General features: G+C 65.6%; 11 protein-coding genes and 3 pseudogenes. 10 read left to right on the top strand and 4 right to left on the bottom strand.

Annotated elements, in window-relative coordinates; translation table 11 throughout:
* The 3 genes and pseudogenes from BN4348_RS62770 to BN4348_RS39940 form a co-directional block, all read right to left on the bottom strand.
* A pseudogene (locus BN4348_RS62770) lies at positions 1-271 on the bottom strand (DUF2510 domain-containing protein); the annotation flags it as partial.
* A 407-nt stretch (positions 272-678) separates the two neighbouring features.
* Positions 679-1368, bottom strand: a complete 690-nt coding sequence (locus tag BN4348_RS39945) for an Rv0361 family membrane protein (RefSeq protein ID WP_084454105.1) — start codon at positions 1366-1368, stop codon at positions 679-681.
* A gap of 216 nt (positions 1369-1584) precedes the next feature.
* On the bottom strand, positions 1585-2391 hold the full coding sequence (locus tag BN4348_RS39940; protein ID WP_235852706.1) for a S1 family peptidase: 807 nt from the start codon (positions 2389-2391) through the stop codon (positions 1585-1587).
* Between the two features lie 30 nt (positions 2392-2421).
* Here BN4348_RS39940 and BN4348_RS59980 point away from each other — a divergent pair, with 30 nt between their 5' ends.
* The 3 genes and pseudogenes from BN4348_RS59980 to BN4348_RS63080 all read left to right on the top strand — a co-directional run.
* Positions 2422-3351, top strand: coding sequence for a protein kinase family protein (locus BN4348_RS59980; protein WP_211145709.1), 930 nt, complete (start codon positions 2422-2424; stop codon positions 3349-3351).
* Positions 3317-3934: pseudogene (locus BN4348_RS63085) on the top strand (hypothetical protein); the annotation flags it as partial. The gene BN4348_RS59980 and the pseudogene BN4348_RS63085, both read left to right, overlap by 35 nt.
* Before the next feature lie 180 nt (positions 3935-4114).
* A pseudogene (locus BN4348_RS63080) lies at positions 4115-4606 on the top strand (serine/threonine protein kinase); the annotation flags it as partial.
* Positions 4607-4644: 38 nt separating this feature from the next.
* On the opposite strand, the gene BN4348_RS39930 reads toward BN4348_RS63080, so the two are convergent.
* Positions 4645-5067: a hypothetical protein gene (locus BN4348_RS39930; RefSeq protein ID WP_066912009.1), complete on the bottom strand. Its 423-nt coding sequence runs from the start codon at positions 5065-5067 to the stop codon at positions 4645-4647.
* 366 nt (positions 5068-5433) lie between these two features.
* Between BN4348_RS39930 and BN4348_RS39925 the strand changes: the two genes are divergently transcribed.
* The 7 genes from BN4348_RS39925 to BN4348_RS39895 all read left to right on the top strand — a co-directional run bounded on the left by BN4348_RS39925 (position 5434) and on the right by BN4348_RS39895 (position 13604).
* Positions 5434-6090 (top strand): DUF2510 domain-containing protein, encoded by a 657-nt coding sequence (locus tag BN4348_RS39925; RefSeq protein WP_066912006.1) that lies wholly within the window; start codon positions 5434-5436, stop codon positions 6088-6090.
* 27 nt (positions 6091-6117) lie between these two features.
* The gene (locus tag BN4348_RS39920) at positions 6118-7743 is read left to right on the top strand and encodes a protein kinase family protein (RefSeq protein ID WP_066912003.1); all 1626 of its coding nucleotides are present in this window, start codon (positions 6118-6120) and stop codon (positions 7741-7743) included.
* Between the two features lie 20 nt (positions 7744-7763).
* On the top strand, positions 7764-9143 hold the full coding sequence (locus BN4348_RS39915) for a glycoside hydrolase family 3 N-terminal domain-containing protein (protein WP_235852705.1): 1380 nt from the start codon (positions 7764-7766) through the stop codon (positions 9141-9143).
* The gene (locus BN4348_RS39910; protein WP_066912000.1) at positions 9140-10084 is read left to right on the top strand and encodes a serine hydrolase; all 945 of its coding nucleotides are present in this window, start codon (positions 9140-9142) and stop codon (positions 10082-10084) included. The genes BN4348_RS39915 and BN4348_RS39910 overlap by 4 nt, the downstream gene beginning before the upstream one ends.
* A gap of 122 nt (positions 10085-10206) precedes the next feature.
* Positions 10207-10875 carry a vWA domain-containing protein gene (locus tag BN4348_RS39905; protein ID WP_066911997.1) on the top strand — a complete coding sequence of 223 codons (669 nt, stop codon included), beginning with the start codon at positions 10207-10209 and terminating at the stop codon, positions 10873-10875.
* 54 nt (positions 10876-10929) lie between these two features.
* A complete protein-coding gene (locus BN4348_RS39900) occupies positions 10930-12024 on the top strand; it encodes a protein phosphatase 2C domain-containing protein (RefSeq protein ID WP_066911994.1) in 1095 nt (364 codons plus the stop codon).
* Positions 12009-13604 (top strand): protein kinase family protein, encoded by a 1596-nt coding sequence (locus tag BN4348_RS39895; protein ID WP_066911991.1) that lies wholly within the window; start codon positions 12009-12011, stop codon positions 13602-13604. Before BN4348_RS39900 ends, BN4348_RS39895 begins: the two co-directional genes overlap by 16 nt.
* The last annotated feature ends 61 nt before the right edge of the window (positions 13605-13665 follow it).

Here is a 13665-nt window from a genome sequence, read left to right as displayed (position 1 = left end):
TCGGCGCGGCGGCGCGCGGTGGCGGGGGCGGCGGCGGAAGGTTTGGCGGAGGCGGAGGTGGCGGGAGAGGCGCGGCCTGAGTGGGCGCCGCAGAAGGCGGCGGCAGATGAGACGGCGGCGCAGCTTGCTGCGGCGGCATGACCGGTGGCCGGGCGGCTCGCACGTTCGGCTTGCGTTGGCGATGCGGCGTCCAATCTTGACCGTCCCAGTAACGCTGCGCGTTTGAATCTTGTGGGTCGTCATACCAGCCGGGCTGGTTGGGTGTCGTCATGGGCAGATCCTCCCGGTTGACTGAACTGCACCCGCGAAAGCGAGAATAGCGCGGGCGTCAACCATCAGCGACGTTTGCGACGAATTGGGGTTGGCGAGTCGCTTCGTCAGCGCGCGGGCTCAATGCCCCATCCGCTGAAACGACGTTGCCGCCGAGTGGTCGCGGATTCTTTACTATTTGGCGCGGGCGACGATCGTAGGGGTGGTTGAAGTGACGCTTCTCCAGACCGAAACAGGCTACCGGACAACGTGATAGCGAAACCGGCCATTGGGCGTTCCTGGAGCTACTCGCGGCGGCCAGGGCCACGCGCTCGCGGAATCGTTTTTGGCACGCGCTGGGCGTCTCGCGACCCGACCTCGACTGCCCACAAAGAGCGGTGTCCGGATAGTAGCGCCCACGGCTGATCATCAATTGCCGGACGTATCCGGAGGAGTGCAGTCCTTCCAACGTCCGTCCTCTTTGACGAATTGCATAGTAGAGGCGGCGGATTTACCCGGCGCGTTCTGAAATTTGACGGTGACATCAACGGTCGCCTGGTCACCGGCCAGGTGGATGCTGTCCACCGACACGGACATCATTCCGGCTTGGGTCCTGAGCTCGCGTCCCTCGTTAACACCAGCCTGGTCTTGGGAAGAGCTTGCTTTGCAGTACAACTCCGGATTGTATGAAAAATCGGACTTGTTCCACGCCTGAACCTCGCGTTCGACGACCGACTTGATCTGGTCCTCGGGTGAGCTTGGACCGCTCTTACCGAATTGCTTGTATGCCAGAAATCCGCCGACGGCCAACACGACGATGGCCGCGATCACCCCGACGATGACGACCGGGCTAATGGACCGCTGCGGTGACGGTCCGACTGGCTGCTGACCCGGAGGCGACCACTGGGTTTGTTGATTCGGCGGCGGAGACGGCGAAGCGGGCGGTGGAGGCGGCATCGACGCAGCCGGCCCGGGCATGGGGGGCGAGGACATCACCGGCTGGGGCGCCGGCTGTGCAACCGGCTTTCGCTGTCGGTGCGGCGTCCAATCCTGGCCATCCCAATAGCGCTGCGCCTTCGAGTCCTCGGGGTCGTCATACCAGCCCGCGGGTGTCGTCATACGTCGACCCTCCGTTCGTCCAATCGCCCCCGATGAGCCGAGAATGGAGAAACTAACGTCGGTGTTGGGTGCGGGTAATTATTGTCTCCACCGCAGCCATCGGCAAGAACCGCTTCGCCTCTGCCCTGCTCCACCGCGCACAACCATTGTGATGCTGACTTCGGATGATTCATGATCCCCGAAATCACAGACCTTTCAGCCATTTCGGACACCGACCTATTGCGTCCAAACCTTGAAGTCTTCGCCCCAAACACCTCCGTTTGCGCGGATCATGTCGAGCACCGCGCTGATCGGTTGAGCCTGGCTGCCGGCATCGCCACCTTGCAGTTCCTGATCACCGCTCGAACCCATCCCGACCAACGCATCCTCACTCGTGTACCACGGGCAGCCGGAGTCGCCGGGCAGTTGCACCATGTTGGACGACAACAACGCCAGGTCAGGTCGCTTGGGGTCGTACTGGACGGATTTGATGACGCCGTTGGTCTTGCCCGTGCGCTGACCGAACTTGGTCACATAATCGCCCTCGCTGATGGAGGACCGAATGCCGGAAAAGAATGGTTGCAACGAAAACCGTTTGTAGACAGCGATGATCGTGTATCCACGGGCGCCGACCAACTTGCCCGAGTCGTTCTGAAGGTCTTGTTTCCAGGCGACCACCCCCCCGATCTCCACGCCGTTATCGGCAAACACCGGTTCGTTGGGCGTGGAATCCGAGCAATGACCCGCGGTCACCGCGAGCCGATCCTGGCGGGCATTGAACCCAAAAAACCCTAGCGAGCAGCTGTGGTTGCCGATCTCGATCGGCATGCCCACCGCCAGGTCCACATGGGCGGCGGCAGCCGGTGCGGCCGTCGAAGCCATGGCGGCCAACAGTCCGGTTCCCAGCGCGAGGAGGTAGGCCGCCCGCTTCTGAAAGCGCTCCGCAAATGCCGCCACCGGCGGCCCGATCCTGCTCGTCCACGTGGCGACTCGACTGCTCTCGTGTCGTGTCGTGGACAGCTGGTCGCAGATCGGCTGATGCACTGTCGGGGTTCCTAATCTCCGCCGACCTCGGTGGCCGGTCCGGTGAGGATGAAGCTCGCCGCTTGGAAGATTCTCAATGAGCTACCGGACTCCTACCCGCGGCACGCGATCTCTGGTCGCCACGGCGCCTGGCAGGTGGGCAGCGTCAAGAATCCGCCAAGCTGTGTGCGTCAGCATTACCGCGGCCTCGCGCTGATCCGCCCGCGGCATCTCGGCAGCTCGATCCTGGACATCTTCCCGGCGGAGGAAGAAGATGACGACTCAACGTACGCGGCGTGGTCAAACCCCGCTGGGCCTCGCTCGTGGTATGGAAGGTTTGCCGTGACAGCACAAGTGGTCCCACGCGCCAAGCTGGGCGGACTGACCAAGATCGATCAGGGCGGTCAGGGCGTGGTCTATGGCGCCCCGACGGTCAACACCAAGTTCGCCGACTCGATGGTCTACACGGAGTACAGGGCCCACACCCGCGCCGAGATCGATTTCACCGCACTGGCCGCGATGCCCACACTGGTCGAGGAAGCACTGCCTCATGTCCAAGCCGAACGATTGGTTTCGATCGCCGCCCGGCCGGGTGCCCTGGTCGAAGAAAACGGCACACCAACGGGGTTCGTGACGCCCGCAACCCCCGACGGCTTCGTCGTGAACCTGCGCACGGCCAAGGGTGTGGCGTCGTCCACCGCGGAGTTTCAGCACCTGCTCAATCACTTCTCGGTGCTAGCAGCCCGCGGCATCGACATCGATGAGCCCCAAGGCTATTCACTGCCGCACGAGGTCGCCTCCGGGCTGGCATTCCTGCACCGACACGGCGTCTGCGTCGGGGACATCTCTCCGAAAAACCTGTTGTTCCACGTCGAACCGCAGGCGGCGGTTTTCCTTCATCGACTGCGACGCCGTGCGCATCGACTCCGTCTCGGCATTGCCCCAGATGGAAACCCCCGGCTGGAACGTCACCTCCGGTGAGGAACGGGCGACGATCCCGGCCACCGGCGCCGGTCGCGTGTTACGGACCACCAATCAACCCACCACCACCAGCGTGGGGGCCATTGCCAAGCCCACCAACCCCATCCAGGCGCGCAGTGTGCGCCGTCGTCGGCCTGGCGACTTCGATCATGATCATCGCCCTCCTTGCGCTCAGCGCAGGGATCACCCACCAGAAGAAGGAAGCATCCAACGTGAACCCAACCCCGTCGTCCCAGGAGTCCGCTCAACCCACAGAGGCGACGGGTTCGGCGCCGTGAAGGCTTGCGGGACACGTTGTGCCTCAACATCGCATCGCGGCGTGGAAAGCTCGTGGTCAAGGACGCGCCGGCGCGCGACGTCGGCGTTGATCTCCGCGCTGGTCGCGACCCTGTCCGTCGGGGCCACCGGTTGCCACGCGGGGCCGCACCCACCCGCGCACTCCACCCCGGCTTCCGCGCCCACGTCGGAGTCGCCGGCGCCGCCGGCGCAGATCGTGCTGCCGTTCACCGGCCTCAAGGCCCCCGACGGTATCGCGGTGGACACCGGCGGCAACCTGTATGTCGCCGATGCCGGCGGCAATCGGGTGGTGGAGCTGCCGGCAGGCTCAAGCACCTCGACCGAGTTGCCCTTCACCGGTCTCTTCGCCCCCGCCGGTGTGGCGGTCGACGGCGCCGGCAGCCTCTACGCCACCAGCTACGGCAGCTGCCCGAAGCGTGAGTGCGACAACGGTCGGGTGTTGAAGCTGCCGGCGGGCTCGAACACGCAGACGGCACTGGCGTTCACCGGCCTTGACATTCCCAGCGACGTGGCGGTGGACGGCGCCGGCAACGCCTACGTCGCCGACCGCGGCCGTGTGGTGAGGCTGGCGGCGGGCTCGAACGGGCAGACGGAAGTGCGGTTCACCGACCCCGTCAATGCCGGCGGTGTCGCCGTCGATGCCGCCGGCGACCTCTACGTCACGGACATGGGCATCGTCAGCGGTCAGGTCATCAAGGTGGCGGCGGACTCGGAAACCCAGTCGGTGCTCCCTTTCACCGACCTCAAATTCCCGCAGGGTCTGGCGGTGGACGGCGCCGGCAACGTCTACGTCGCCGACAACAACAACAAGAGAGTGGTGAAACTGGCGGCGGGCTCGAGCACCCAGACCGTGCTGCCTTTCGTCGGCCTCAAATCTCCGCAGGGTGTGGCGGTGGACGGCGCCGGCAACGTCTATGTCACCGACAATGCCAACGCGCGGGTGCTGAAATTGCCGGCGCGGTAATGAGGCATTGACGGTCACCCCGTTTCGACGAATCAGAATGGGTTGACGGTGGTATTGCCGTTGATGAGCATGCCGTGCCCGCTGGCGTCGTTGGTGAAGCGAATGCCGTCGTCTCTCGCGACGACCGTCCAGCCCTGGATGCGATAAGTCTGCCCGGGAACGAGAGTGTCGAAGGGGGCATGGGGATAGCCGACGCCGATGTTCGCGCCTCGGTAGCTGAACTGGCCCGCTGCGGTGACGAAGGCCTGATCGTCGCCCGGGACCTGGGCAAAGGCCCCCTGGCAGACGACATTAGGGCCGATACCCGGATCCGCATCGTCGGAGCCGATCTCGCAGAGCATCGGCGGTGTGCGGACATTGACCTTCGCGTCGTGCCCTGCGGTGGGGTCGGCACTCGCCAATGGAGCCAGGGTCAGCGCCGCGATGGAAAATATCGTTAGCGCGATTTGCCTCATCTCAGCCCCCTTCGCGAGAACCAATACTACGGCCGCACCTCCCCTGGCGGATATTCCTGAATGCCGACGGCGATCGGCTGCGGGGACACCGGCTCAGCGGTATCGTGCTTGCAGCTCACGTGGGCTTTCGCTCTGGGAGGCTTGAATGCACGGCACGCCGTTCGGGCTCTACCTCTCGATGAAATTGGCATGCCAGGCGAATAGCTACCCGCGCCCCATTCTTGTCGAAAGCCACCGATTTCCCCGGCGCGCGTCAAGAATCCTCCAAGGCGCTCGGCGCACCGTTGCCCTGACGTCGACACCCGGCAGCACCGACCAACCCGCGCGATTACGGGCAGCCCCCACATTCGCGAGGGAAGAAGGACAATGACGACTCCACCGCGGGCGCCCGACTGGTACCCGGACCCGAGCGGTAAGCCCGGCCTCGGGTATTGGGATGGCCGGCAATGGCATACGGACGTCCCGGCCGCCTCGACGCCACAACCCCAGCGCCGCACGGCACTGATCACCGCGCTCTGCGCGGCCGTCACCGTCCTGCTGGGCATCATCGGCGTCACCAGCTACCTGCTTCTCACACGGTCCCACCCGTCGCAGACTCCCGGCGCGCAACCCGTGCCGGCTCCCGCGGTGCCGCCCGCGCAAGGCGCCCCCCCACCCGGACAAAGCCCACCGCCCGCGCCGACATCGAGTGCAACCCCGACGTCTGAGTACTTCGCGACGCCGTCGGGCAAGGTTTGTCAGGTCACCGTGCAACAGGTCACTTGCCAAACCTGTGTCCCCGGCCAGGTGATCACCAACGCGTACACGTGTGCCGACCCGGCGCCGGCCATCGCCGTCGATACGCAGGGCAACGTCGACAAGCATCCGCCAGATATGGCCTCTCCCAACGGCGCACAGCAGCTCTCCGGGACCTATCGAACCAATGGCTGGACGATAGTCACCAGCGGCGGCTGGGCTCGCTTCATCAACGACACGACCGGCCACGGCATGGCAATGGCCGCTCAAAACTTCGACTCATTCTGAAGGAGCTGGTGGCGTGGGAGGTCCGCAATGACGCGACAGCTGATCGAGCGCGATAAGTTGGGTGCGCTGAGCAAGATTGGGCAGGGTGGGCAGGGGGTGGTCTATGGCGCTCCCAACGTCAAGACGAAGTTCGCCGATTCGATGGTCTATAAGGAGTACAAGGCCCAGACCCGGGCCGAGATCGATTTCACCGCGCTGGCGGCCATGCCCGCCCTGGTGGAGGACGCACTGTCCTACGCCGAAGCCGAACGACTGGTCTCGATGGCGGCCTGGCCGTGTGCCCTGGTCGAAGACAACGGCACCCCAACCGGATTCGTGATGCCGGCCATCCCCGAGGAGTTCTTCGTCGAACTCAAAACCGCCAAGGGCGCCTCGTCATCCACCGCAGAATTCCAACACCTACTCAACCACTCCTCGGTACTGCACGCCCGCGGCATCGACCTCGACGACGCCCAACGCTATTCGCTGCTCCGCGAAGTCGCCTCCGGACTGGCATTCCTGCACAAACACGGCGTCGCCGTCGGCGACATCTCCCCGAAAAACCTGCTGTTCACCCTCACCCCACACCCCGGGGTCTTCTTCATCGACTGCGACGCCATGCGCATCAACACCATCTCGGCACTACCGCAGATGGAAACCCCCGGCTGGGACGTGCCCGCCGGCGAAGAACTGGCCACCATCTACTCCGACACCTACAAACTCGGCCTGCTCGCCCTGCGACTGCTCGCCGGCGACCAAGACACCAAAAACCCCCAACACCTGCCCCCCACCACCCCCGGCCTGCTGCGCCAAATCATCACCGACACACTGCACAACGAACCCCAACGACGACCCCTCCCCGAAGCCTGGACCTACGTCCTGGGCCACGCCATCGAAGACGCACAACACCGCGAAAAAACCGCAGCCACAACGCCCGTCAGCACCCCACTGGACCCACCACCGGCACCCATCGTGCACTCCAGGCCATCGGCAGGCACCGCGCGGTCCCGGCCACCGGTAGCCGCCGGGCGCTCCGGGCCGATAGTCACCCCACCCACACCGCCGCCGCCCCCGATGAGCGCACCACCCGCGGCGAAAACCAACCTGTGGCCCGTCGCGATCCTCGGGGCCGCGGTCGTCATCGCGGTGATCGTCGCGGTCGTGCTCGTTGCCGCGCTCCGCAACACCAACACCACCAATTCGGCCACTGCCGCGCAAACAAACCCGTCGACGTATCCGGCCGGCGCCCCGGAACCCGCGTCCACCTCCGCGCCGCCGGTGGATCCCGAGGCCGCGGCGTACCAGCAGTTGGTGGACCTCAAAAATCAGGACGCTTCCGCGATCGACCAAGTCTCCGGCAGCTGGATCCCGCAACTCAGTTCCAAACATGGCACGCAGCCTTGGACCTACGACAGCGAGGACGGCATGACGTATGACAGCGTGCTGACGTTGCAGGAACATCAGCGTCTCCGCCAGCAGTATGGCGCCAAACTCGTTTGGTCGGGCGACTGGACGACATGGGACCACCCGGACTATTGGGTCACTGTTGTGCCGCAAGGATATTCGACCGTAGGCGGCGCCCTCAGCTGGTGTGGCGGGCACGGGCTGGACAAGGACCATTGCAGCGCCCAGATTGTCAGCAAGACGCTCAGCCCCAATGGAACTCACGGATAGGATCGCCGAGGGCAATCTGAATGACAAGCAACCGGCCGCACAAGCACAGCCTGCCTCGCCGTCGCCCCGACAACCCCGGCCAAGGCCCCGTCGGTCGGTCCGAATTCACCGATGCGGCAACCGATCACGAGCGGATGCAACAGCGCGATATGGCTCCGGCCGTGACCCCGGCCGCCAACGACGAGTCGTCGCCACGACTGCGCCGCTCCCGGCCGCGCGCCACCATCGTCGCCGCCTGCGTTGTCGCCATTGTCATCGTCGCCGCCGGCGTGATCGTGGGCCTTCGGCTGAGCCGCGGCCAGCGCAGCGTTTCCACGCCGACGCCGGCGGCGCCCAGCAGAGGCGCGGCCCCGGCCTCCCCTGCGCCGCCCGGTTGCGACACAACGTCGTTGCTCGCGTCGATGTCGAACCGCGACAAGCTCGCGCAACTGCTGATGGTCGGGGTGACCGATGCCGCCGATGCCCGTGCGGTGGTGGCCAATCAGCACGTCGGCGGAATCTTCATCGCCAGTTGGACCGACCTGTCAATGCTGAAGGACGGGTCACTGCTCCAGATCGCCCGCTCGGCGGGCCCGCTGCACCTGGCCGTCAGCGTCGACGAAGAGGGAGGCCGGGTCGAGCGGTTATCCTCGCCGTCGCTGCTCGGGAAGGCGCCGTCGGCGCGTGCGCTGGGGCAGAACGAATCACCGGACCAGGTCTACCAACTCGCCGTGGACCGGGGCCGCAAGATGCGCCAGCTCGGCATCACCGTCGATTTCGCCCCGGTCGTCGACGTCACCGACGCACCCGACGACACGGTGATCGGTGACCGGTCGTTCAGCGACAACCCTGCGCTTGTGACGAAGTTCGCGGGCGCCTACGCGCGCGGCCTGCGCGACGCCGGGGTGCTGCCGGTACTCAAGCACTTTCCCGGGCACGGCCACGCCTCGGGTGACTCGCACGCGACCGAGGTGGTGACCCCGCCGCTGGACGAAATGCAAAATGTGGACCTGGTGCCCTACCGGACGCTGGTGACCCAGGCCCCCGTCGGTGTGATGATCGGCCACATGCAGGTTCCCGGCTTGACCGGCAATGACCCCGCCAGCCTGAGTGCGGCCGCGATCGCGTTGTTGCGCAACGGAAAAGGCTACGGTGGGCCGCCATTCGACGGCCCGGTGTTCACCGACGACCTGTCGAGCATGCGAGCGATCACCGATCGCTACGGGATCGCCGAGGCGGTGCTGAAGGCCCTGCAGGCCGGAAATGACACCGCGCTGTGGGTGAGCACCACCGCGGTTCCGGCGGTACTCGACCGGCTGGTGTCGGCGCTGAACGATGGGGAGTTGAGCCAACCCAACATCGACGCTTCGGTGCGCCGGATGGCGGCCGCCAAGGCCTTCGATTCACTCTGCAGGCATTGATCACCGCCATGCCGGGCCGGAGAATCCGACGCGACGCCGCCCTTGGCGCGATCGTGGCCGCCGCGATCGTCGTCGTCGCGGCCATCGCCGTCGTCAAACTGAGCGGACCGGCTGCGCCCCGCCAGCAGAATCCGTCGGCCCCAACGCCACTCCCCGCGCCCGGCAACGCAGCGCAGACCCCAACCCGGGGTGGCACCACTCCGCCGAGTGGGCCCGACGTTGGGGCCCTGAAAGCCGACTTCGCCAGTCTGCAAAGCGCCATTGACGGAAGGATCGGCCTGATGATCGCGCCTGTGGGGAACGCGGCCTCGCCCGTGACGTTGGGACAATGGACGATTGGTCCGGCCTGGTCGACCATCAAGGTGCCGTTGGTGATTGCCGCCTTGCGTGAAAATCACTCCGCTGAGATCACCGATGCGATGCGGGCTGCCATCGTCAACTCCGACAATGCGGCGGCCGAATCGATCTGGGACGGCTTGGGCGATCCGGCCACCGCGGCTCATACCGTCGAACAGGTGCTTGTTGAGGCGGATGACCACACCACGGTCGAGTCGCGGAAAATCCGCCCTCAGTTCACCGCATTCGGCCAAACACAGTGGTCCCTGACCGCTCAAATCCGTTTTGCCGCCTTCGCGGCCTGCGACGAGCGGGATGCACCGGTGCGCGCGCTGATGGGCCAAATCGAGCAAGGCCAACGATGGGGATTGGGCGATATTCCCAACGCTGAATTCAAGGGCGGCTGGGGGCCATCCGAGGAAGGCAGCTACCTGGTTCGGCAATTCGGCTTCCTCACTCATCCGTCCGGCGCCGTGAGCGTAGTCGCGGTGGCCGTGGAACCCGCTTCGGGTTCGTTCTCGGATGGCACAGCGGATCTCACCAAAATTGGCGATTGGCTGAACAAGCGGATCGCAACGCTGCCGGCGGGTCAATGTCATGGCTAGGCGGCCGCTAACGGCACGTGCACGAAAGGTGGTGTTGATTGTGTGTATTCGGCAGTACACTTTGACGGCCGGTTCGGTCGTTGGGCTGGTCGACCCAATCATTCGATATGAGGAGGTGTCCGATGGTGGAGCCTAAAGGATCAATTCTTCTGGTCTATTTCGTGGCCGACGAGTCGGGCTCAATGGGCCGCAATATCGATGAACTCAACGAGGGCCTGGCCTCATTACACGACGCCCTGCAGCGGGAGTCGTTTGCCGCGGCCAAGATCCGGCTGTCGGTGATCGGCTTTTCCGATACCGCATTTACCTACCTCGAGCCCGCCGACTTGCGGTTTTTGCAAGGCATGCCGGTGCTGACTGCCCAAAGCCTCACCTCCTACGCGGCGGCCTTCGACCAACTGGCCTACCGCATCAGCGTCGATGTGCCCAGCCTCAAGGCCCAGGGCTACACCGTGCACCGACCCGCGGTGTTCTTCCTCACCGACGGGCTGCCCAACGGCAACGAAGACTGGCGCGCGGTACGCGCTCAGCTGCTCACCCAGGCCGCCGCGCCCAACATCTTGGCCTTCGGCATCGGCGACGCCGACGCCGCCACCGTGGCCGAGCTGGCCACCAAACCCCACTTCGCGTTCGTGGCGGCACGCGGAGTCGACACCGGCGCGGCCATCTCCGAATTCCTCACCTCACTGACCCAATCAGTGATCAGCTCCGGACAAGCCCTCGCCTCGGGCTCCGCCGAACTGCAATTCGAAAAGCCCGAAGGCTTCACCCTCGCCGTGGACGTCGTCTAAACCCGCCCCGGTCGGCTGCTCATGGTCCCCTTCAAGCGACGGCGAAGAGCAGCGGTGCCGCCCAACGAGGACCCCACGGCCCCGCTGGCGCTGCCCAAGTTCGAACCGCACGCGCCGCCCGTCGGCGCGCCCGCGGTCCGTGCCGCCGCATCGACGCGCGAGGCGTCGGCAGTTTCCGAAGTCGTCGGCCCCACCGTCATCCCTCAGATCGTCGTGGGCTCACCGTCGCCCCGGGTGGAGCCGGTAGCGATCGCTGCGGACTACCGCTCGTTGCCGTTTCGTCCGGACGTGGTGATAGACGGGTGGTCCACCGACGCCATCACCCTGCGGGGGGCGTCGTTGCGAGGTCATCTGCACCGCTACAACGGCGCGCCGCGCCAGGACGATTTCGCGTTGCACCATCTGGCCGATGGACGCGTGATCGCCCTTGTCGCCGACGGGGTTTCGGGTGCACCGCAATCACACATCGGCGCCAGCACCGCCACCAGGCAAGCGGCCGAATGGCTGCACGCCAACCTCGACGAGAACCTCGCCGCCACCGATTGGGTCGGCCTGCTCAAGAGCACCGCCTGGGCGCTCAACGAACGGGCCCAATCGCTTCTGGGGCTTGCCGAACCGGACCCCGTTCGCGCCGAGGAGCAACTCGCGACCACCCTGATGTGCGCGGTCATCGAGCCCGTTGGCCCCGGCGCCCTGCGCGCTTACCTGGTGGGCGCGGGCGATTCGGCGGCCTGGCTGCTGTCATCGGGGCGGTTCACACAGATCCTCGGTGGCAAGAGCGAGCCGGAATCCGGGATCACGTCGTCGGCGGTGGTGGGATTGCCCCGCGTCGCACCGGAAGTGACCGCCGTTCAGGTCGACATCAAAGGCGACGAGGTGCTGCTGATCGCCACGGACGGAATCGGTGATCCGCTCGGCGCCGGGCAGGGCGGCGTGGGAAACCTTTTCCGCGACGTGTTGACCAGACCGTGTCCGCCGTCGTTGATCGAATTCGCCCATGCCGTGGACTTCAGCCGCGAAACCTTCGACGACGACCGGACTTTGGTCGCGGTATGGCCGAAAAAACAGGTTTCCCCTGTGCCCGCCGCGCCGCCACGACGGCCCGGCTTCCTGACCGGCGAGGGAGGTCTGCCATGGCACGGCAGCTGATCGAGCGCGATAAGTTGGGTGCGCTGAGCAAGATTGGGCAGGGTGGGCAGGGGGTGGTCTATGGCGCTCCCAACGTCAAGACGAAGTTCGCCGATTCGATGGTCTATAAGGAGTACAAGGCCCAGACCCGGGCCGAGATCGATTTCACCGCGCTGGCGGCCATGCCCGCCCTGGTGGAGGACGCACTGTCCTACGCCGAAGCCGAACGACTGGTCTCGATGGCGGCCTGGCCGTGTGCCCTGGTCGAAGACAACGGCACCCCAACCGGATTCGTGATGCCGGCCATCCCCGAGGAGTTCTTCGTCGAACTCAAAACCGCCAAGGGCGCCTCGTCATCCACCGCAGAATTCCAACACCTACTCAACCACTCCTCGGTACTGCACGCCCGCGGCATCGACCTCGACGACGCCCAACGCTATTCGCTGCTCCGCGAAGTCGCCTCCGGACTGGCATTCCTGCACAAACACGGCGTCGCCGTCGGCGACATCTCCCCGAAAAACCTGCTGTTCACCCTCACCCCACACCCCGGGGTCTTCTTCATCGACTGCGACGCCATGCGCATCAACACCATCTCGGCACTACCGCAGATGGAAACCCCCGGCTGGGACGTGCCCGCCGGCGAAGAACTGGCCACCATCTACTCCGACACCTACAAACTCGGCCTGCTCGCCCTGCGACTGCTCGCCGGCGACCAAGACACCAAAAACCCCCAACACCTGCCCCCCACCACCCCCGGCCTGCTGCGCCAAATCATCACCGACACACTGCACAACGAACCCCAACGACGACCCCTCCCCGAAGCCTGGACCTACGTCCTGGGCCACGCCATCGAAGACGCACAACACCGCGAAAAAACCGCAGCCACAACGCCCGTCAGCACCCCACTGGACCCACCACCGGCACCCATCGTGCACTCCAGGCCATCGGCAGGCACCGCGCGGTCCCGGCCACCGGTGCCGGCCGCTCAAGCCCAACCACCGATCAACCCCCCAACGCCGGCGTGGTCGCCCCCACCGACCGCCCCGACCTCATCGCGGACCGGGGTATGGATCGGTGTCGGCGTGGCCGCCTTGGCGGTGGCCGTGTTGGTGGTGGTCATGGTGGCCCTGGCCAACAAAGGCAACTATTCACCCGCCAGCACCCCGGCGACCTCGTCGGCCACCGAAACCTCCCCGTCCTATTCCTATGCCGCTGCACCACCGTCTTGGACGCCGCCGGCCGTGTCGGTGCCCCCGCCCATGGTGCAGACCCCCGACTCCTACGGTGAAAGCTGTCCCAACGGGTATCACCATCCGAGTCAGTCCGGGTGGGCGAGCAATTCGGCTCGGGGGACGGACAAGACGTCGTGCCTGTTTGCCTACAACGTATTGATCGCGTATTGGAACGCTTATCCGTCGCCCAGCCGCGACTCGCGTGAGGTGATCGCCGGCAGCAAAGCCACGTGCCCGAGCGTGCGTGCGAACGCGCCGACGTCGTTCCCGTGCTCCGGAGACGATTTCGTGATGACCTGTGCGGTGGAAGGCAGCGACCCCTGGATCACCTGCACCGGCGGCAATGGCGCCAGGGTCTACCTCTACTAGCGGATGTATCCCCCTCAATGGCAACGGTTTTCGATGTCCCACCAAGCGTGGTGTGGGAGGC

The organism is Mycobacterium interjectum (genome assembly GCF_900078675.2).
Lineage (GTDB): Bacteria > Actinomycetota > Actinomycetes > Mycobacteriales > Mycobacteriaceae > Mycobacterium > Mycobacterium interjectum.
This window is presented reverse-complemented; position numbering and strand designations above follow the sequence as displayed.